This is a genomic window from Parabacteroides leei, from assembly GCF_023369805.1.
Taxonomy (GTDB): Bacteria; Bacteroidota; Bacteroidia; order Bacteroidales; family Tannerellaceae; genus Parabacteroides; species Parabacteroides leei.
In genome coordinates this window covers 63,499-86,104 of the sequence record NZ_JAMBQG010000007.1, presented here as the reverse complement: position 1 = coordinate 86,104, position 22,606 = coordinate 63,499, and the positions used below count along the sequence as shown (strand labels likewise).

12 protein-coding genes and 1 pseudogene are annotated in these 22,606 nt (G+C 44.6%); 10 read left to right on the top strand and 3 right to left on the bottom strand.

Annotated elements, in window-relative coordinates:
* The first annotated feature begins 115 nt into the window (after positions 1–115).
* The 8 genes and pseudogenes from carB (at position 116) to M1P97_RS11965 (ending at position 15,118) form a co-directional block, all read left to right on the top strand.
* Positions 116–3,340 (top strand): carbamoyl-phosphate synthase (glutamine-hydrolyzing) large subunit, encoded by a 3,225-nt coding sequence (carB, locus tag M1P97_RS12000; RefSeq protein WP_249389216.1) that lies wholly within the window; start codon positions 116–118, stop codon positions 3,338–3,340.
* A gap of 192 nt (positions 3,341–3,532) precedes the next feature.
* Positions 3,533–6,730, top strand: coding sequence for a SusC/RagA family TonB-linked outer membrane protein (locus M1P97_RS11995; protein WP_249389215.1), 3,198 nt, complete (start codon positions 3,533–3,535; stop codon positions 6,728–6,730).
* A gap of 20 nt (positions 6,731–6,750) precedes the next feature.
* The gene (locus tag M1P97_RS11990; RefSeq protein WP_195372614.1) at positions 6,751–8,286 is read left to right on the top strand and encodes a SusD/RagB family nutrient-binding outer membrane lipoprotein; all 1,536 of its coding nucleotides are present in this window, start codon (positions 6,751–6,753) and stop codon (positions 8,284–8,286) included.
* Positions 8,287–8,401: 115 nt separating this feature from the next.
* Positions 8,402–9,142 carry a (Fe-S)-binding protein gene (locus M1P97_RS11985; protein ID WP_195372613.1) on the top strand — a complete coding sequence of 247 codons (741 nt, stop codon included), beginning with the start codon at positions 8,402–8,404 and terminating at the stop codon, positions 9,140–9,142.
* On the top strand, positions 9,139–10,506 hold the full coding sequence (locus M1P97_RS11980; RefSeq protein ID WP_195372612.1) for a lactate utilization protein B: 1,368 nt from the start codon (positions 9,139–9,141) through the stop codon (positions 10,504–10,506). The genes M1P97_RS11985 and M1P97_RS11980 overlap by 4 nt, the downstream gene beginning before the upstream one ends.
* Position 10,507: 1 nt before the next feature.
* The gene (locus M1P97_RS11975) at positions 10,508–11,089 is read left to right on the top strand and encodes a LutC/YkgG family protein (RefSeq protein ID WP_249389214.1); all 582 of its coding nucleotides are present in this window, start codon (positions 10,508–10,510) and stop codon (positions 11,087–11,089) included.
* 426 nt (positions 11,090–11,515) lie between these two features.
* On the top strand, positions 11,516–13,780 hold the full coding sequence (locus tag M1P97_RS11970; protein WP_249389213.1) for a bifunctional alpha,alpha-trehalose-phosphate synthase (UDP-forming)/trehalose-phosphatase: 2,265 nt from the start codon (positions 11,516–11,518) through the stop codon (positions 13,778–13,780).
* A pseudogene (locus M1P97_RS11965) lies at positions 13,777–15,118 on the top strand (glycoside hydrolase family 15 protein). Before M1P97_RS11970 ends, M1P97_RS11965 begins: the two are co-directional and overlap by 4 nt.
* Positions 15,119–15,138: 20 nt before the next feature.
* Here the strand turns inward: M1P97_RS11965 and M1P97_RS11960 are convergent.
* Positions 15,139–16,902 carry a glycoside hydrolase family 13 protein gene (locus M1P97_RS11960; protein ID WP_249389212.1) on the bottom strand — a complete coding sequence of 588 codons (1,764 nt, stop codon included), beginning with the start codon at positions 16,900–16,902 and terminating at the stop codon, positions 15,139–15,141.
* A 285-nt stretch (positions 16,903–17,187) separates the two neighbouring features.
* On the opposite strand from M1P97_RS11960, the gene M1P97_RS11955 reads away from it, so the two are divergent.
* A complete protein-coding gene (locus M1P97_RS11955; protein ID WP_249389211.1) occupies positions 17,188–18,804 on the top strand; it encodes an ABC-F family ATP-binding cassette domain-containing protein in 1,617 nt (538 codons plus the stop codon).
* A 77-nt stretch (positions 18,805–18,881) separates the two neighbouring features.
* Here the strand turns inward: M1P97_RS11955 and gldB are convergent, their stop codons facing one another.
* Entirely contained in the window at positions 18,882–19,877 is a 996-nt protein-coding gene (gldB, locus tag M1P97_RS11950; protein ID WP_249389210.1) for a gliding motility lipoprotein GldB, read from the bottom strand.
* Between the two features lie 209 nt (positions 19,878–20,086).
* Between gldB and M1P97_RS11945 the strand changes: the two genes are divergently transcribed.
* Positions 20,087–21,409, top strand: a complete 1,323-nt coding sequence (locus M1P97_RS11945) for an MATE family efflux transporter (protein WP_249389209.1) — start codon at positions 20,087–20,089, stop codon at positions 21,407–21,409.
* Between the two features lie 11 nt (positions 21,410–21,420).
* On the opposite strand, the gene M1P97_RS11940 is transcribed toward M1P97_RS11945, so the two are convergent.
* Positions 21,421–22,545 carry a DNA polymerase III subunit gene (locus M1P97_RS11940; protein ID WP_195372604.1) on the bottom strand — a complete coding sequence of 375 codons (1,125 nt, stop codon included), beginning with the start codon at positions 22,543–22,545 and terminating at the stop codon, positions 21,421–21,423.
* Positions 22,546–22,606 lie beyond the last annotated feature (61 nt).

Here is a 22,606-nt window from a genome sequence, read left to right as displayed (position 1 = left end):
AGACACCTCCTAAGTGGGGGCAGCGACAATCCCTCTCCGGAGTCAGCGAGCCAGGCTCGCCAACGTTGGTGAGTCAGTGCGCCTAAAAAGTGTTAACAAGAAAAATAAGGTCAATATGAAAGAAGATATAAAGAAAGTCCTGATACTAGGTTCCGGTGCCCTCAAGATCGGTGAGGCGGGCGAGTTTGATTATTCAGGCAGTCAGGCGTTGAAAGCCATCAAGGAAGAAGGCATTCAAACGGTGCTTATCAATCCTAACATTGCAACGGTACAGACTTCGGAAGGAGTTGCGGACACAGTTTATTTCCTGCCCGTTACTCCTTTCTTTGTGGAAAAAGTGATCGAAAAAGAACGTCCTGAAGGTATTCTACTGGCGTTCGGCGGCCAGACTGCGCTGAACTGCGGGGTAGCGCTTTACCAGAGTGGCGTACTTGAAAAATATAACGTTCGTGTATTGGGTACCCCGGTACAGGCTATCATGGATACGGAAGACCGTGAACTTTTTGTCCGCAAGCTTGACGAGATCGATGTAAAGACGATCAAGAGCGAAGCGGTGGAGAATGTAGCCGATGCCCGTCGTGCTGCCGCCAGCCTGGGATATCCGGTGATCGTTCGTGCCGCTTATGCGCTGGGTGGTCTGGGTTCGGGCTTCTGCGATAATGAAGAGGAATTGGATGTACTGGTTGAAAAAGCTTTCTCTTTCTCTCCTCAGGTATTGGTTGAGAAGAGCCTGAAAGGTTGGAAAGAGGTGGAATATGAAGTGGTGCGCGACCGTTTTGACAACTGCATCACGGTTTGTAATATGGAAAATTTCGACCCGCTGGGAATCCATACCGGCGAGTCTATCGTAATCGCCCCTTCACAGACACTGACCAATACGGACTATCATAAGCTGCGTGAACTGGCTATCCGCATCATCCGCCATATCGGTATCGTGGGTGAGTGTAACGTTCAGTACGCCTACGATCCGGAGTCGGAAGACTACCGTGTGATCGAGGTGAACGCCCGTCTGAGCCGTTCTTCTGCACTGGCCTCGAAGGCAACTGGCTATCCGCTGGCTTTCGTTGCTGCCAAGTTAGGTTTGGGCTACGGCCTGTTCGACCTGAAGAACTCGGTGACAAAGACAACAAGCGCCTTCTTCGAACCGGCACTCGACTATGTGGTTTGTAAGATCCCTCGCTGGGACTTGGGTAAGTTTCACGGCGTTGCCCGTGAATTGGGTTCCAGCATGAAGTCGGTAGGAGAGGTGATGGCTATCGGCCGTACGTTTGAAGAAGCTATCCAGAAAGGTCTGCGTATGATCGGGCAGGGAATGCACGGCTTCGTGGAAAACAAGGAACTGGTGATCCCCGATATCGACAAAGCGTTGAACGAACCGACAGACCGTCGTATCTTCGTAATCAGCAAGGCTTTCCGTGCCGGCTATACGATCGACCAGATCCATGATCTGACAAAGATCGACAAATGGTTCCTCCAAAAACTATATAATATTATCCAGACAGCGGGGGCTTTGGAAAGTTTCAGCAGGATAATCGATATTCCCGACAACCTGTTCCGTCTGGCGAAGAAGCAAGGTTTCTCTGATTTCCAGATTGCCCGTGCCATCTTCAAAGAACAGATGGAAGACGGTGAAAAAGCAATCCTCCAGGTGCGCCAGGATCGTAAATACCGTGGTATCCTTCCGGTAGTAAAGCAAATCGATACGCTGGCTGCTGAATACCCGGCACAGACCAACTATCTGTACCTGACTTACAGTGGTACGGAAAATGATGTGCAATATGTTGGCGACAGACGTTCCATCGTGGTACTGGGGTCGGGTGCTTACCGTATCGGTAGTTCGGTAGAGTTCGACTGGTGTGGTGTGCAGGCACTCAACACGATCCGCAAGGAAGGTTGGCGCTCCGTCATGATAAATTACAACCCTGAAACGGTTTCGACCGACTACGATATGTGCGACCGCCTCTACTTCGATGAGCTGACATTCGAACGTGTAATGGATATCCTCGAACTGGAGAATCCGCACGGTGTGATCGTCTCTACCGGAGGCCAGATTCCGAACAACCTGGCGATGCGCCTGGACGAACAGCACGTCAACATCCTCGGAACATCGGCGAAGAGTATCGACAATGCGGAAGACCGTGAGAAGTTCTCCGCCATGCTCGACCGTATCGGTGTGGATCAGCCGCGCTGGAAAGAGTTGAGTAGCATGGACGATATAAATCAGTTTGTAGAGGAAGTCGGTTTCCCTGTCTTGGTTCGTCCGAGTTACGTACTGAGTGGTGCAGCTATGAATGTCTGCTCCAATCAGGAAGAGTTGGAACGCTTCCTGCAACTGGCGGCTAACGTCAGCAAGAAGCATCCGGTGGTAGTAAGCCAGTTCATCGAACATGCCAAGGAGGTAGAGATGGATGCCGTAGCCGATCATGGCGAGATCGTGATGTATGCGATCAGCGAGCATATCGAGTTTGCAGGAGTCCATTCCGGTGATGCTACGATCCAGTTCCCTGCGCAGAAGTTGTATGTGGAGACGGTTCGCCGTATCAAACGTATCAGCAAGCAGATTGCGAAGGAACTGAATATCTCCGGCCCGTTCAATATCCAGTATCTGGCGAAAGATAACGATATCAAGGTGATCGAATGTAACCTCCGTGCCTCGCGTAGCTTCCCGTTCGTAAGTAAGGTCCTGAAGATAAACTTTATCGAGTTGGCTACCCGTATCATGTTGGGCTTGCCTGTCGAAAAACCGCATAAGAATGCGTTCGACCTGGATTATGTAGGTATCAAGGCATCCCAGTTCTCGTTCAACCGCTTGCAGAAAGCCGATCCGGTTCTGGGTGTGGATATGGCATCTACCGGTGAGGTCGGTTGTATCGGTGATGATCTTTCGGAAGCAGTTCTTACCAGTATGTTAGCAGTCGGACAGCGTATCCCGGCAAAGAATATCCTATTATCTACCGGAACACCGAAACAGAAAGTCGCGATGCTGGATGCAGCCAGGAAGCTTGCCAATAAAGGTTATAGCTTATTTGCAACCGGCGGTACACACCGTTTTCTGGAAGAAAATAATATCCCGAGCACGCAGGTTTACTGGCCGAGTGAAGAAGGTAAACAGCCGCAGGCACTCACCATGTTGCATGAAAAGAAGATCGACATGGTAGTCAACATCCCGCGTGACCTTTCAGCCGGTGAGCTGGATAACGGCTACAAAATCCGCCGTGCCGCTACCGACCTGAATGTTCCACTGATCACTAATGCCCGTTTGGCAAGTGCCTTTATCGAAGCATTCTGTACTTTAAGTATCGACGATATTCAGATCAAGAGTTGGCAGGAGTATAAATAAGCATTTGAATTAATTAAATAACGAGGTGTGTCCGGTATGAGTAATACAACGGACACACCTTTTTATTTATAGTACAATGACTGGAACGAGTCAGATTATAAGAATGAATATACCCTGAATATGGTATTTCCCACCGTGATCCGTTCATCTATTTTTGCAGAGACAGAAGGTTAATAATTTAAATGAATAAAAATGAAAAGTAAAGTTTACCTGATAAAGCCTCCGCTAATAATCCTCCTGTTGTTATTTACAGTGGGTTTGAATGCACAAATCATAGTGAAAGGACAAGTGATAAATGGGGAAGATAATACCACTATGCCTTTCGCCACCGTAGTAGAGAAAGGTACTACAAACGGAGTGGCGACTGATGCAGACGGTAACTTCGAACTGACTGTTCCTTCACCTGCCACCCTGTTGGTGGTATCCTCTCTTGGATATAAAAATCAGGAAGTAAAAGCCGGAAGCGGAGTTCCTCTGCGTATTATTCTTACTCCTGATTTGCAGCAACTGGATGAAGTAGTTGTAACGGCCCTTGGCATTTCGCGAGAGAAGAAAGCATTATCCTATTCGGTACAAGACCTGAAAGGAGAGGAACTGACCCGGTCGCGGCAGACTAATGCGATCGGTTTGCTTTCCGGTAAAGTTGCAGGTTTGCAGGTGACTACCTCCGGTGGGGCACTGGGTGGATCGAGCCGCGTATTGGTACGTGGTGTCAGCTCCTTGCTTGGAAACAACCAACCTCTGTATGTGATCGATGGTACACCTATCGACAATGCCGAACTGAGTAGTTCTACGACTGCTGTCGGTTATGGTGATAAAGATTATGGAAATACTGCTGCCGATATTAATCCGGATGATATAGAAAGTATGTCCGTATTGAAAGGTGCCTCGGCTACGGCGCTGTATGGTTCCAGAGCTAACAACGGTGTGATCCTGATCACGACCAAAAAAGGTTCCAATAAGAACCGGACGGAAATATCCGTCAGTACCGGAGTGAGTTTTGATACCCAAGCACGCCGGAACTTCCCCGAAATGCAGAAGCTATATGGTGGAGGAGCCAGTAACCAACAGACCTTCAATCAAGTGACGATCGACGGGCAGACCTATAACGTACCTGCTTATGCGATCGATGAGAGTTGGGGACCGAGATATAACGGTCAGCAGGTTCTTTCCTGGGAGAATCTCTATCCTGAAAATCCATCGCTTTATCTGAAGACGAAAGAGTGGAAATACCCGGATCACGATCTGATGTATTTTTTTAAGACCGGTGTCTCGTTCGATAATAATATTTCAGTGCGCGGCGGTAACGATATCACGACTTTCCGTGTATCTTATTCCAACCGTACCTCTACCGGTACCACTCCTAATTCTCATTTGCAACGTAATAACCTGAGTGCAGGCGGTAGTGTGAAGCAAGGTAATTTTCTTTTCACTGCTTCGGTCAACTATATGAATACGGGAGTGAAAGGTCGTCCCTGGACCGGAACATCCAACCGGAATGTGATGACGCAAGCATATTCATGGGGACAGAACCAGGTAGACTATAAAGAACTTTCCGACTACCGTCGTCCGGATGGTTCACAACGATTATGGAATGTAACGGCCTGGAATAACCTGGCTCCCAAATATATCGATAATCCTTATTGGGCTGCCAATATGAGTTACTCGGACGAAAAGCGAAATCGTGTTTACGGTAATGCCGGGATGGAATGGAATATCATAGATGGATTGAAAGCAACGGCAAAAGTACACGGTGACATTTATACTTATGCCCTGGAGGATCGGATTGCCGTTTACTCCCGTACCACTTCGAAGTATTCAGAAAATATCCAGCGTTTCCAGGAGTTCAATTATGAAGGCATATTGCATTATAATAAAGATGTAAAGGATTTTAGATTTACCGCTTTTGCCGGAGTGAACCTGATGTCGCAACGGAGGAATCTCAATAATGCGGAAACGCAGGGCGGACTAATCATCCCCGAATATTATAACCTGAGCAATGCCGGAAGCGTATCGAATATAGAGAAGACTTACCGGAAAGAGATACGCTCCCTGTTTGGCAGTATCAATGTGGGCTGGAAGAATATGCTTTTCCTCGATGCTACATTCCGTAATGACTGGTCGTCTACGCTGCCGGCTGATGATAATTCTTATTTCTATCCTTCTTTTTCCGGTAGTTTCATCTTTTCCGAGTTGAATGCCATAAAGGAATATCCCTGGCTGACCTTCGGAAAGCTACGGTTGGGTTGGGCGCAGGTGGGAAACGATACCGATCCTTACAGCCTGTCACGTGCTTATGAATATACGGGCAGCTCTTTCGCTGGCGTCCCCGGTTATGCACTGGATGTAACATTGAACAATGCACGTCTGAAACCGGAGCTGACTCATTCGGTAGAAGCCGGACTGGAACTGAAGTTCTGGAATAATCGTGCCGGACTGGATTTGACCTACTATAATAACCGGACGAAAAATCAGATTATGCGGGTTCCCCTGGCTGCTTCAAGCGGTTATACCAGTCAGTGGATGAATGCCGGTGAGATAAGTAATAAAGGTGTGGAGTTAGTGGCGACTATTGTTCCTGTCCGGACTCCCGACTTCCAGTGGGAAGCGATATTTAACTGGTCGAAAAATATCAACCGTGTAGAAAAATTGAATGGTGACCTGCAAACCTTACAGATAGCTTCTTCCTTTGTCGATCTGCATGCAACAGTAGGAAGTCCTTACGGAGAGTTGACCGGTTTCAACTATGTGTACGATGCACAGGGTAACCGTGTCGTCAATAGCCAGGGTGTTTATGTGAAGACAGCACAGACCGAGTCGCTGGGAAGTATCCTTCCGGACTGGCTGGGCGGTATGCGTAACAGCTTCCGTTATAAGAACTTTGATTTCGGTTTCCTGATCGATGTACGGAGTGGGGGACATTTTTACTCTGTTACACATGAGTATGGTATGTATTCCGGTACGCTTGCTTCTACGGCAGCCGGGGGAATACGGGAAAACGGCTTGGTGCTGGAAGGTGTACAGGGGGATGTTACTTTCAATCCGGACGGTTCCTACCAGGTAAGTAACGTTCGTCCGAACGATGTGCAGGTGTCGGCTTTCGACTGGGGACGTTCGCATAGCAGCGGAGTGCAGGCACAGAATGTATTCAGCGCCTCGTATGTGAAACTGCGAGAGATCAGTGCCGGTTATACCATTCCATTGGCAAACCGTTCGGTGGTGAGAGACTTGCGTGTATCTGCCTTTGCCAACAATGTGTGGACAATCTGGAAGGCCAATAAGTATTTCGATCCCGATTTTACACAGAGCTCCGGGAATGTACAGGGACTCGATGGAGGGAATATCCCTTCACCTGTTACCTATGGTTTCACTGTCGGTATTAAGTTTTAACAATCAAACAACAAAGAATTATGAAACGAATCAAATATCATCATATACTCCTTACAGGCTTTGCCATGCTGTTTGCGGCATGTAGTGATTTCGGAGATATAAACAAAGACCCGAACAGCCCGCAGGAAGTCCCGACCCAGTCGCTTATATCGAATGTAGAGAAAAAGATCATGAATGCTGTCCGTTCCACTACCTTGTCGATAGGCGGAACAGACTTGTATGTACAGTGGCTGGCTAACAATACCTATACGGATGCCGACCGCTACTACTGGCTGAGTACGACCGGTAATACGGTTTGGAGCGATCTTTATCTGGCACAGAATAACCTTGACGAGATCATCCGGTTGAATACCCGTGAAGAGACTCGTCTGCAGGCTGCGGCCAACGGCCCGAATGAAAACCAGATTGCCGCTTCCCGTATCTTAAAAGTCTGGACTTACCAGATCATGACAGATGCCTGGGGGGACATTCCTTATAATTCGTATGCAGGAAAGAATCCGGCGTTCGACTCCGGTAAAGCGGAAGAGGACATCATTTATCCCCAATATGCCATCCAGGAGGATATCTATAAAGATATGCTGAACGAGTTGAAAGAAGCCTCTCTGCAAATAGATGTCGACCAACCCGCCTTTAGACAGGGCGATGCCATCTATAACGGTGACGCTTCGAAATGGCAGAAACTGTCTAACAGCCTGAGCTTGCGTATCGCCAATCGTGTTCGTCACAAATTGCAGGAAGCAGATGTACGGATGAAGGAGATTATCAGTAACCCTTCCACATATCCGATTTTTGAAAGTAACGAGGATAATGCTTCCCTGGCTTATGAAACGTCTGCCCCAAACCAGGCCCCGTTCTATGCGGCCACTATTCTGGCGAATCGTAACGATTATGCAGTAAGTAATGTCCTGGTAGATTTCCTGAAAGGGAAACGGGGACCTTTTACGATCGAAGATCCTCGCCTGGCCGTATTTGCACAGCCGAATATCGATGGTGAATATATAGGGCAGTCGTATGGACTGGATATGTATACCGCCAGCTTGGTTAACCCCGACAAGGTGAGCAGACCCGGTACTGAAATCTACAAAAGTGATTATCGGGAAGTTCTGATGGAATATTCGGAACTGCAATTTATCCTTTCCGAATATAAGAACTGGGATGAACAGTACTATAGGAGTGGTATCCGTGCCTCGATGCAGAAATGGGGGGTGCAGGAAACTGCTATCGAAACTTACCTGTCCAATGTTACATCTGCCACTGCCGAAACGGTTCTTACACAAAAGTGGGTCGCCCTGTTGTTGCAGGGAAATGAGGCTTGGTCGGAATATCGTCGTACCGGCTATCCTTCTTTTTTGATTAAAAAAGGGGATGTTGTATGGACTGGAACAGTCGACGGTCAGGATATTACCAAATATTTTGACCCAATAGGCATCAATACCATTCCGTCGCGTCTGCTTTATCCTAACAGCGAAATTCAGCTGAATAAGGAACAATACCAGCAAGCGGTAGCACGTCAGGGAAGCGATTTGTTGACAACGTCGGTTTGGTGGAATAAGTAATTGTAAGTCGAAATCTCAATTAGATTTCCATCCGGGTCTCGCAGATAAATAACGATTTTGAAGAACATAACCGGAACAAGGGTGGTTATATTTATGTTATAATTTATCAACCAATATGAAGATAGGACTATTTATCCCGTGTTATATCAATGCGGTGTATCCGGAGGTAGGCGTAGCCTCCTACAAACTCTTAAAACACATGGGCCTGGATGTCGATTACCCTTTGGACCAGACTTGTTGTGGTCAGCCGATGGCAAATGCCGGTTTCGAGAATGAGTCGCTGAAGTTGGCTCTTCGTATGGAAGAACTATTCCGGCAATACGATTATGTGGTGGGTCCCTCGGCCAGCTGTGTCGCTTTCGTGAAAGAAAATCATCCGGGTATATTGAAAACCGGAGGGCATGCCTGCCTGAACAGTGGTAAGATATATGATATCTGTGAGTTCCTTCACGACGTCGTAAAGCCGGATAAATTACCGGCTGTTTTCCCTCATAAAGTAAGTATCCATAACAGTTGCCACGGCGTACGCGAATTACATTTGTCGTCACCCAGTGAGTTGAATATCCCTTATTTCTCTAAATTGCGCGATTTGCTGGCACTGGTGAACGGTATCGAAATTCTAGAGCCGAAACGCATAGACGAATGTTGTGGCTTTGGTGGAATGTTTGCCGTGGAAGAACCCGAAGTGTCTGTCTGCATGGGGCACGATAAGGTAAAAGATCATCTGGAGACCGGTGCCGAATATATCACCGGTGCCGACAGTTCCTGCCTGATGCATATGGAAGGTGTTATCAAACGTGAACATCTGCCTATTCAAACGATCCATATTACTCAAATATTAGCCGCCGGATTATGAGCACAAAACATTCAATAGCCGCTGCCCGTTTCATTGAAAACAGGAAACAGGAAGCCTGGCACGACGAAACACTTTGGATGGTTCGTGTCAAGAGAGATAAAATGAGCCGTTCGCTTCCAGAATGGGAACGTCTGCGTGAACTGGCTTGTGATATTAAGCTGTATTCAAACAGTCACCTCGATACATTGCTGGAACAGTTTGAAGAAAACGCCAGGGCAAACGGAGCGATCGTACATTGGGCGAAAGATGCAGCCGAACATAATGAGATCGTTCGCAATATCCTTCAGCAGCATGGTGCTCGTAATCTGATAAAGAGCAAATCGATGCTGACCGAAGAATGCCGTATGAATGAGTATCTTCAGGAAAAAGGATTTGATATTATAGAAAGTGACTTGGGTGAACGTATCCTTCAGTTAATGCACCTGACCCCCAGCCATATCGTACTTCCAGCCATCCATATCAAACGTGAACAGGTTGGAGAAATGATGGAGCATGAGATGGGAACGGAGAAAGGAAACTTTGATCCTACCTACTTGACACATGAAGTCCGTAAGAATATGCGCGAAAAATTCTTGCATGCAGATGTAGCCATGACAGGAGTGAACTTTGCAGTAGCATCCACCGGTGAGATCGTTGTTTGTACAAATGAAGGGAATGCTGATATGGGAACCTCTTTTCCAAAAGTACATATTGCTGTGATGGGTATGGAAAAGATTGTACCTGATCTGGAGGCTCTGGGAGTCTTTACCCGTTTACTGGCTCGTTCCGGTACCGGGCAACCTATCACTTCATATACTTCCCATTACCGCAAGCCGGCTGATGGAGGTGAGTTCCATATTATTATAGTGGATAACGGACGAAGCGATATTCTGGCCAGGCCGGATCATATCCGTACGCTCAACTGTATCCGTTGCGGGGAATGTATGAATACCTGTCCTGTTTATCGACGTAGCGGAGGTTATTCCTATACCTATTTTATTCCCGGTCCGATCGGAATTAATTTGGGTATGCTGAAGAATCCTGTGGAGTATTCGGATAATGTGTCGGCTTGTTCCTTATGTTTATCTTGTTCGAATGTCTGTCCTGTCAAGATCGATCTGGGCGAACAGATTTATCGTTGGCGTCAGGAGTTGGATAAGTTTGGCAAAGCCAGTCCGGAGAAGAAGGTGATGTCCGGTGGAATGAAGTTCCTGATGGAACGTCCGGGGTTGTTCAATACGGCATTAAAGTTTGCTCCGTTGGTTAATAAGCTGCCCCGTTTTATGGTATACAATGGTTTGAATGCCTGGGGAAAAGGACGTGAACTGCCGGCTTTTGCCAAAGAGTCTTTTAATGATATGTGGAAGAAAAACAAAGTAAAATAAGATGAGTACAAAAGATGATATATTATTCCGTATCCGCAAGCATACCGGAACACGTTACGAACGACCGGAAATCACATTGGATGCAATCACTTACGAAGATAAGCTCAAACAGTTCTCCGATTCGCTGGAAGCAGCCGGTGGTCAGACTGTCGTATGGCAGCCGGGGAGTGATATTAATGAATTGATCTGCCGGCATTTTCCGGAGGTAAAACGTATCGGCTCTAACTTACCGGAGATAACTTGTGCCACCTTCAACCCGGATTTCGTTTCTGATCCCCGGGAGTTGAATAATACCGATCTAGCTATTGTAGAAGGCTGTTTCGGGGTAGCGGAGAATGGTGCCGTGTGGATTACACAGCAGGTGAAGTTCAAGGCACTTTATTTTATCACGACCGCCCTGGTAATTATTATTGATAAAGATGCTTTGGTTAATAATATGCATGAAGCCTACCGGCAGATAGAAGGTTCCGACTATAAATACGGTTTCTTTGTCTCCGGCCCATCCAAAACAGCCGACATTGAACAGGCTTTAGTACTGGGAGCTCATGGGCCAATGAAGGTGTTAGTGGTTTTGAAAGGGTAGTAGGTTTACCACTTATCAGAAATGAAATATTTCTGAAGTTGACAAGTGACAGTTGACAGTTATTTCGGCTTTCAACCGATTTATTTACCGAGCGCGAAGCTCAACTGTCATCTGTCAACTCTACAGCTGCAATTGTCGTTTTGTAGTCTGGCTACTGATTGATGTCTTTCACATATTGCACATAAACAATTTTGCCATCCTGGCCGACTACCATTATGCCACGGGCAAGCAGCTTGTTCTCATTCATTTTATCTACTGGTTCATAGGTTGTATTGTTCTTAAGAACCCTTCCAAAATGAAAAAGACACTTCCATTTTAAAAGGGAGTCGGATTTTCCCATTTATATTCATCTTCTATAACTTATTGATTGTCAGCTAAAAGTTGTTTTATGGGCTGTTTTGGCACAGTCTTTGCCCCGTAATCAATATGAAACTCTATATAATATCAAACAGATTACCGGTCAAAGTCGCTAAACAGAACGGAGCCTTTGTGTTTTCCCGGAGTGAGGGGGGACTGACTACCGGTTTGGATTCTCTACGGACTTCTTATGAAAGGCATTGGATAGGATGGCCGGGTATATGTGTAGACAAAGAGGAAGAGAAAATAGAGATCGGTTCCAGGCTAGAAGTAATGAACTTTCATCCGGTCTTTTTATCCGGATCGCATATCGAAAAATATTACGAAGGATATAGCAACAGTACGATCTGGCCTTTATGCCACTATTTCTTTGTATATACTCTCTATAAGAATAGCTTCTGGCAATCTTATCAGGTGGTTAATCAACTTTTTTGTGACGAAATATGCCGTAGGGTAAAGCCCGGTGATCAAGTATGGATACAGGATTATCAGTTGATGCTGCTTCCGGCTATGTTACGGAAAGCATGTCCGGAACTAAGTATCGGCTATTTCCATCATATACCTTTTCCGTCTTATGAACTGTTCCGTATTTTGCCGGAACGGGCGGAAATTCTGAAAGGACTGCTAGGGGCGGATTTTATAGCCTTCCATACACATGATTATATGCGGCATTTTATCAGTGCTGTGGAACGAGTACTCCATACCGATTTCAAGATGGATGAGATACAGTTGGGAGATCGTATTGTCCGGGTGGACGCTTTACCGATGGGAATTAATTATGAACTCTATCACGAAGCACCTAGAAAACCCGAAGTCCGCTCGGCTATCGACCGGACCCGTAAATTGTTCGGAAGTAACAAACTGATACTGTCGGTCGATCGCCTGGATTACAGTAAAGGTATCTTGCACCGTCTATGGGGATTCTCCTCTTTCCTGGAAAAACATCCCGAATATCATGGAAAGGTAACGTTGGCTATGGTGATTGTCCCTTCCCGTGACCACGTAGGAAGTTATGCGGAACTGAAAACTAGGATTGACGAGGAGATCGGATCAATTAACGGTCGTTACTCGACAATGGACTGGACACCGGTTTGCTATTTTTACCACGGCTTTTCATTAGAGGAACTGACAGCTATGTATTACGTTGCCGATGTTGCTCTGGTAACCCCATTGCGTGACGGAATGAATCTGGTTGCCAAGGAATATGTGGCGGCCAAATCGGATACGACCGGTGTTTTGATATTAAGCGAAATGGCAGGAGCCGCCGTCGAAATGACGGATGCTTTACTGATCAATCCGAATGATACTGAACAGATAGAACAGACTATCTGTCGGGCCCTGGAAATGCCGGTGGAAGAGCAGAAAGAACGTTTACAACGTATGCAGGCTGTCATTTCCGTACAGACGGTTGAGAAATGGGCTTCTGATTTTGTGAACAGCCTGGACGAAACATTCCGTAGAAATGAAATGCTTCGAAGCAAACGGATCTCCAAAGAAACGACGGCAATAATCCGGCAAGCTTACCGGAATGCCAGCCAACGTTTGATTCTATTGGATTATGACGGTACCCTGGCTGCTCTTGAAGCGCGTCCGGAAGATGCCGTACCTACTCACGAATTGCTTGACTTTCTGAAACAATTGTCGGATGATCCGGCCAATCATGTTGTCATTAACAGTGGACGTGATCATTTGACATTGGAAAAATGGTTGGGTGGTTTACCGATTTCTTTTGCTGCCGAACACGGCGCTTTTTACAAAGAGGATGGGGTTTGGCATAAGAATCAGAAGAAAGAAGAGTGGGATACCAGGTTATTGTTCATTCTGCATAAGTTTGTGGAAAAAACACCTCATTCACGTCTGGAAATGAAAGAAACGGCATTAGCCTGGCATTACCGGGAGTGTGATGTCTGGCTGGGTTCTCTCAGGGTTCAGCAGATGATCAATACATTGTATCCAATTTGTATGCGTCTGAACTTGCAGATTATACAAGGAAATAAAGTGGTTGAGATCAAATCCCCCGAATATAATAAAGGTTCAGAAGTGAATCGGCTGCTGCTGAAAAAACGTTATGATTTTATTCTGGCGATCGGAGACGATACAACGGATGAGGATATGTTTTGTGTCTTATCCAAAAAGACGATAACAATTAAGGTCGGGGATGTATCGGAAGTCGCAAACTTCAATTTACCGCTGCAGTCGGATGTCTTGCCGTTTCTTCGTAATATTACCGTTCCTTATGTAACGGATAAAAAAGAGAATGCTAAAGAACGCCTGAAAGAAGCGTTAGGATTTATCAAAGGATTACTAGGAAATAAAATAAAACAAATGATATGAATAATCTGAATTATGGAGTCATTGGTAATTGTCGTACGGCGGCACTCATCTCGGAAACAGGTAACATCGAATGGCTGTGTTTTCCTGATTTTGACTCGCCGTCCATCTTCGCCTGTTTACTCGACAGGGAGAAAGGTGGAAATTTTGGTTTCGAAGTGGATGAAAGTTATCAGATTACACAAACATACGTTCCTCAGACCAATATCCTCTCTACCCGTTTTTTTTCACAGACGGAAGAGTTTGTGGTGTTAGACTTCATGCCTTGTTATCGTTCCAGGGAGAATGAGCATTATCTTCCGGCTGAACTTTATCGTTATATCCATCTTGTGAAAGGGAAACCCCGTTTTAAGGTCAACTACGATCCGGCTCCCGATTATGCCCGGGGAGAGGTCATCTATAATATGACTTCGCAATACCTTGAAACGTATTGTAGCCCGTCATGAATCGTATCAGATCATGTATGGAATAAGAGGGGAAACAATATTAACGGAAACGATTTTATCTCATTTATCCGGTTATAAACATTCAACGCCGGTGCGGATCGGAAATGATGCCTATCATCAACGGCAGAATGACTCTTTTGGTTATCTGATGGACCTGATCTACCAATATTATCGTTTAATGCCCGGTACACTGGATGAAATAGAAGATATGTGGGAAATGGTGAAAAGTATCCTTTCCATGGTTATAGTCGATTGGAGGAAACCGGATAAGGGTATTTGGGAGATAAGAGGTGAGAGCCGTCATTTTGTTTCCTCAAAAGTGATGTGCTGGGTGGCCCTGGATCGTGGGGTACGGATAGCCTCCATGTTGGATAAACCTGTTTATATTGAACGGTGGCAACAAGAGGCGGACGAGATACGGAAGGATGTGTTTGAAAACGGTTGGAAAGAGGAAATACAGAGTTTCTCTCAAACCTATGATAACCTTACACTCGACTCTTCTTTGTTACTGATGGAACCTTACGGCTTTATCCGTGCTGATGATATTCGCTATATAAAGACTGTAGATGCAGTAAAAAAGAACCTTTTTCATAAGGGATTGATGTATCGCTATAACAGTGAGGATGATTTTGGTATGCCTGCCTCTGCTTTCACGATCTGTACATTCTGGCTGGTACAAGCCTTATTTGCTACCGGACGGAAAGAGGAGGCAAGGCAATTGTTTGATGAAATATTGAAATATTCAAATCATTTGGGCTTATTTAGTGAAGATATTGATTTCGATACGAAAGAACAATTAGGAAATTTTCCACAGGCTTATTCCCACCTGGCAATAGTGAAAACAGCCATATTGTTTGCAGAAGAGGACAAACGTTTATCGTTTGTCCGTCCCTGATTTTTTTCGTATACCTGATATTATTCGAGAAGATCCAATGAGTCGATATAAGATTCTGTTTTCGGACGAAGTTTCAGTACGATCGCTTCAAAAGGTCGTAATGTGATCTCATCTTTCACATCTATATCGATGGGCTTTTTATAATTGCAGAGAACAACCTCGACCTCTTCCAGCAGAAATCCCGGTAAGGCAATCGCAACCAAAGGAGTAAAGTTGAGGGCCACCAGAAAACGGTCGCCTTCACTTTCCCGCAGGTAGAGGAATGCTTTGGGGTTATTTGTATCCAGCAAGGTAAATGTACCATATACCAGGTTGGGGTTTTCTTTACGGAAAGCGATGACTTTTTTGAAATAATTCAAGATGGAATCTTTTTCTTTCTCTTCAGAAGTAACGTTGAAAGTCTGGTAATCCGGATTTACTTTTATCCAGGGTTTTCCAGTGGTGAATCCGGCATTTTCTGATTTATCCCACTGGAACGGGGTACGGGCGTTATCACGGCCGATTTGTTTCTGTTCTTCTAGGAAGGCCTGTGTATCTCCACCTTCCTTTTCAGTTTTCTTATATCTGTTTTTTGTATCGATGTCATTGTAATCGTCTATGTTTTCGAAACATATATTACACATCCCTATCTCATCGCCCGCAAACCAGTAAGGTGTGCCTCGCATGGTCAGCAGGAAAGTGGTCAGCATTTTGGCGGATATGGAACGAAACCGGGGATCGTCGCTACCGAAACGTGAAATCATACGCGGTTGGTCATGGTTACCCAGATAGATGGAGGGCCAGCCTCTATCCACCGCTTTATCCCATTCGGCGAACATCTTTTTTAGACTGATCAGGCTGTAATCGATACCTGTGTCCGGAAAATCAGGAAGTGATGTGTTCCGGATACGGGCTGCGTCAAAATGATAAAGCATATTTAGCTCCTCACGATCCGGATCGACGAATTTGGCAACATCTTCAACCGGTACGGCAGAACCTTCGCCCACACTCATACAATCATAATGGCTTAAAACAGCACGGTTCATTTCATGCAAATAATCATGCAGATGTTGGCCTTTTGCATAAAACTCGAATAAGCCGGGAAATTGTTTTAAGTCTATTTCGGGGAATGAAACATCTTTTGCAATCAATGAAATAGAATCCATACGGAAGCCGTCGATACCTTTGTCGAACCAAAATTTCATCATATCGAAAATCTCACGTCTTACATCAGGGTTCTCCCAGTTGAGATCCGGCTGTTTTCGAGAGAAATAATGAAGATAATAAGAGTCTGTCTGCTTATTATAAGCCCAGGCAGTACCGTCTTCATCGAAATAACTGGGACGTAAAGGTGGTTCTCCTTGTTCGGCCGGCCACCAATGATAATAAGTATAATAGGGATTGGTGCGCGATTTACGTGCTTCTTCAAACCAGGGATGTTCGTCACTGGTGTGGTTGACTACCAGGTCGAGTACGAGACGAAGGCCCCGTTTATGGATTTCGTGGAGCAGCCTGTCGAAGTCTTCCATATTACCGAATTCTTTCATGATTTCGTAATAATCGCTGATATCATATCCGTTATCATCGTTGGGAGAGAGAAAGATAGGATTTAGCCAGATTACGTCTACCCCCAGGCTTTGTATATAGTCCAGTTTAGTAAGGATACCGGTCAGGTCGCCGATCCCGTCGCCATCACTGTCTTTAAAACTACGGGGATAGATTTGATATATAACAGCCTCTTTCCACCAGGCTCTTTCGGTTGTTTCGATCCGTTCGAGCGTGTTTTTGCTTGTATGTTTTGACATTTCTCGTTTCATTTTTCCTTATAACAACGGGAAAGGGGACATGGTTTAATACAGATTTTGCATACTATTTGGAAATATGGAAAAAGTATTCTTATCTTTGTCACATAATTTTATAAATACTCCGATGAAAATATCTTAAGTAAAGCCGGTTTTCGCATAATAGTAGTATACTTTCGGTCCTTGAACTGAAAGCCTTATTTGTTCCCTCCCGGCTATCCAGATGCCATTCTCCGGCATATCTTTTTAATCCATTTCAGTGTCTAACATTTTTAAAGAAATTAGTCTATGTGCATATCAGTACAGCAGCTTAGCTATATCCATGCGGATAAAGAACCACTATTTCAGAATATTAATTTGACGGTAAATAAAGGAGAGCAATTATCATTAGTCGGAAATAACGGTTCCGGTAAATCCACTTTGCTTCGTATTATTGAAGGCGGATTGAAACCTGTTTCCGGCGAGGTCGTTTGTTCTTCCAACCCCTATTATGTGCCCCAACATTTCGGGCAATACGATCAACTTACGGTTATGCAGGCCTTACAGGTGGAACCTAAGATCAAAGCGTTACATGCCATTATTGCAGGCGATGCCTCTGATGAGAATTTTACGATATTGGATGACGACTGGAATATTGAGGAGCGCAGTCTGGCAGCCCTTTCCTTCTGGGGATTGGAACATATACAGCCGGATCAGCCCATGCGTCTACTCAGTGGCGGGGAGAAGACAAAAGTATTCCTGTCAGGCCTGCAGATCCATTCGCCGGAAATTATTCTGATGGATGAGCCGACTAATCATCTGGATACCGGAAGCAGAAATAAGTTATACAGTTTTATAGAGTCGAGTCGTGCCACGATGCTTATCGTGAGCCACGACCGGACTTTGTTGAATCTGTTACCTTATACCTGTGAACTGGACAGAAGTAAGGTAACTCTGTATGGGGGTAATTATGAATTTTATAAAGAACAAAAGGAACAGGTATTAGTAGCCTTACAAAATCAGTTGAATGAAAAAGAAAAAGAGTTGCGCCTGGCAAAGAAAACAGCCAGGGAAGCATTGGAGAGAAAGAATAAATCGAGTGTAAGAGGAGAGAAAGCAGCTGTAAAGAAAGGTATCCCCCGGATAATGATGGGAGCTATGAAACAGCATGCTGAACAAAGCACCGTTAAACTAAAGGATGTACATGATGAGAAAATGAGTTCGATCAGTTCTACCATTACGGATATCCAGACTGCTTTACCTGATATGCGACAGATGAAAACTGATTTTAACTCCCCTAATCTTCATATCGGCAAAATACTGGTAACCGTTAAAGGTATGAACTTTGGATATGGCCCGGATCGTTTATGGTCTGAACCGTTGAATCTTCAAATTAAAAGTGGTGACCGTATCCAGTTCAGCGGTAACAATGGCACAGGGAAAACTACATTGCTGAAATTGATTTTGGGTGAACTGGAGCCGACCGACGGTTCTATTGACCGTGCCGATTTCAAATATGTATATATCGACCAGGAATATTCGATCGTGAAACCCTGCCTGACAGTCTTTGAACAGTTGGAGCAATTCAATTTGTTTGCTAAACCGGAACATGAGTTAAAAATGATCCTGAGTCGTTTTCTTTTTCCGGTCGGTACATGGGATAAAACCTGTTTAAAGTTAAGCGGTGGAGAGAAAATGAGGTTGGCTATCTGTTGCTTGATGGTCAGCAATAATACGCCGGATATTTTTATTTTAGATGAACCGACGAACAATTTGGATATACAGAGTGTTAATATAATAACCGCAGCAATAAAGGACTATCAAGGTACGGTGCTGTTGGTCTCACACGATCTTTATTTTGTGAAAGAAATTAAAATAAACAGGTTCGTTGAACTTTTTTCTTCAAGGCCTGTTATTAAGATATAGTGTTTTTCATGGTATTAGAATTAAGTTAGATTAGGTTATCCGTCTTGTTCGTGAGAATAGGGCGGTTTTTTTGTGCCCTATGGTTTGTATTTGGATAAAGTCAGTATTTCCTGTGCATTTTCGTTTTTCATCAATGCTTCAAGGGTCGCATTCGTTTCCTTCATATATTGGGTTACGATTTGCAGGCCGACCCAACTTCCGATATTCCCCGGTGCATCGCTTGTCAGGAACTGTGCAGGCATATCTTCGAAGTATTTCATGGTCGTCATTTGGTCGGGAGTATATAAATGTTTACGCTCCACAATCGCTTTCCATAATTTTGCTTCGTTGTTTTTACACCATTCCCATGCTTCATCCGTATAACCGAACAGACTGGCCGGTGTCATTTCCGGTAGAGCCGATAGAACCAGATATTTAATCTTACCTTCATAGATCATACGGTCGAGCAGTACATTCTCTTTTCCTGTGAACGGATATTCGGACATCAGCCAACCTGCTACATAATCGGGAACTACGTGTGACGGCTGCATTTTACGGCGTTGGTAGTCATAAAAGAAATCCTGATACAGAGGGTAATCTTCTCCCATATACTTATCGATAGAGAGCGATAATAAACTGTCTCCTACCAATACATTCTGATTGAAACCGGAGACATGCATATATAAAGCCGGGATCTGCATGGCCGGGAAGTTTTCATGTATCCAGGCAAAAGCATTCCCGAGCGACTGTTCCAGTTCTGTTACGGAGTCATATTTCTGAATGGCATCGCTATAAAGGCTTTTCAATGTCGGTTCCGAATAAAAGTTCTCAAGCTTCGTAAAGAAGCCCAGCATATCCGGCGATTGCATGTTCAAAATACCTTTACCTAGAATTTCTGTCATTTGGGGATACTTGGCCAGTAACTGTTGGTTGAGTGTACTGTCGTCCGAATTGATCAGTTGAAACACTTCTTTATCGAAACGGTTGATAGGCATCGGGGTGGCAGTAGTAATACTGTTTGCATGACTGTTTTGTCCGTTACAACTGCAAAAACTGACGGTCATAAGGAATGTCAGGAATATTTTGAAGATCATCGTTTATATCTTTATGTTATCTATTTACTTTCTTCCCTGTCATTTTAATACGTTAAAAAATATTACCTGGTATAGTGATTCCAAATACCCGGTATAGTAATCCGATTTACATGGCATGGCAGTGACAAATTGATAAACGGATATTTATCGGTTATATTGTATGGAATGCATCTTATTATTACCTTTGCAACCCTTTTTGAATATCCAATATGCAATTTACGAATAAACAAATTTGGCAGATAACCTATCCTGTACTGATCAGCTTGCTGATGGAGCACATGATCGGCTTAACAGATACGGCTTACCTGGGACGGGTAGGAGAGGTGGAACTTGGTGCATCGGCATTGGCAGGAGTTTACTATTTGGTGATCTATATGTTGGGGTTCGGCTTTAGTGTCGGAGCGCAGGTATTGATGGCTCGGAGGAATGGCTCGCATGATTATACCCGGATCGGTCCGGTATTTATGCAGGGTACGCTTTTCCTGTTATTACTGGCCGGAGCCTTATTTACTATCTCTCATTTCTATTCTCCTGTCATACTACGGAAGCTGATCGGTTCGGATGATGTGTATCAGGCGACCATGAGTTATATCGACTGGCGTGTTTACGGTTTTTTCTTCTCGTTTATAGCGGTGATGTTCAGGGCTTTTTATGTCGGTATCACCAAGACGAAGATACTAACAGCCAACTCGGTTGTGATGGTGTTGACTAATGTAATGCTGAATTATGTCCTGATATTCGGTAAATTCGGATTTCCGGCATTGGGGATTGCCGGAGCAGCTATTGCGTCTTCTATCTCGGAAGCCGTGTCGGTATTGTTTTTTATTTTTTACACCTGGAAGAAAATCGATTATAAGAAATATGCTATGTTCAGCTTCTCCGGGATCGATTTCCGGATGCTCAGGCAGATATTAAGTGTTTCCATCTGGATCATGGTGCAACATGGTATTGCATTTTTAGGTTGGTTTATCTTTTTTGTCGTGATGGAGCATCAGGGGGAACGACCGTTGGCTATCACCAATGTAGTACGTAGTATCTCCTCTTTCCTGTTTATGTTCGTCAATGCTTTTGCTTCCACCTCGAGTTCGCTGGTAAGTAATTTGATCGGTTCAGGGAAATCGGATCAGGTGATGGGATTGTGCGGGCGTATGATTCGTCTCTGCTATTTCTTCGTGTTGCCGATAGGTGCGTTAATTGCTTTATTCCCGGACTTGGTTTTGAGGATATATACGGATAACCCGGACTTGATACAGAGTTCTATCCCTTCGTTATGGGTAATGCTTTCCTCTTATATCCTGGCAGTTCCCGCTTTTATTTATTTCTTCAGTGTGTCGGGAACTGGAAATACACAGTCTGCGTTACTGATCGATATGGCCAGTATATTTGTATATATAGCTTATACCTATTGGGTAGGTGCCTGGTTAATAGCGGATGTCGCTGTTTGCTGGACAACGGAGTATGCTTATAACGGGATGTTATTGATCTCGTTCTTCTATCTTTGGAAAGGAAATTGGCGGAATAAAAGAATCTGAAAATATTTTTTTCATCGTTTTATAAGAACCGTCAGTCGTAGTGAAAGATCGAAGAATACCATCTTGGCATTTACGTTCTGTGTAATGTGCCGTTCTGCTTTGGCCAGTTCTTCCATGATATCGAATACGTTCCTTTCGTTGACGAAAGGAGCGAACTTGACGGCAAATCCAGCTTCATCCATATTCATATAATTCAATTCCGGAGATTGGAAACGGTACATAAAGTTTTCACGGATCAGGTGCTGGCAGTATTGCAGGAAGTTTTTTTGTCGTTCGCGTCCGATGCCAGCCAGAATATCTCCCATTGCTTTCATCCCTTTTACGTTGCGTGCCCAGGAGTTACGCATCATCGTTTTAAATTGTTCCAGGTAGAAGCTATTCTCTTCACTCAGGCTGATTGCTTCCACTGCTTTCAGGTAATTACCGTTTGCCAAATGGGCGACATGCTTGGCGTCGTCTGCTGCCAGTCCAAATTGTGTGACCATAGCAGATGTAATCGCTTCCGGATGGATAGATCGTACATTGATCCGTTGTGCACGTGACAAGATTGTTCCTAATACCTGATCGGGTATTTCCGAAACCATCAGGATAACGGTGTTTAAAGGAGGTTCTTCAATAACCTTCAATAGTTTGTTGGCACAGGTTGGATGCATTTTTTCCGGTAGCCAGACTAATAAGATACGATAGGTCGCTTCGTATATTTTCAGATTCAGCTTACGTATAATCTCATCGCTTTCCTTTGAATAGATGATAGCCTGGGAATTACCGGCGTCGATGTAATCGAGCCATCCATCTATATTGAAGTAAGGACGTTCTTTCAGGAAACTGCGCCATTCGGTCAAATAGTCATCGCAGACTTCCTTTTTCTTTTCTTTCTTGGCAACGATAGGAAATACGAAATGTAAATCCGGATGTGCCAGTTCATTGTATTTCAAACAGGAAGGACATGTTCCGCAGGCATCCGTCTCTGTCCGGTGTGTGCAATTCAGGTAACGGGCATAAGCTAATGCCAAAGGAAAAGCTCCCGCTCCTCCCTGTTCTGTAAATAACTGGGCATGAGGTACAACACCCGTTTGTGCTGAGTGGATAAGTCGTTTTTTTATTTCTTCCTGACCGATTATATCTTTGAAATACATGAATGTTCTTTTTGTATTGTTAGAACAAAGGTACGAATAATCGGGAAAAATAAGAAGATAT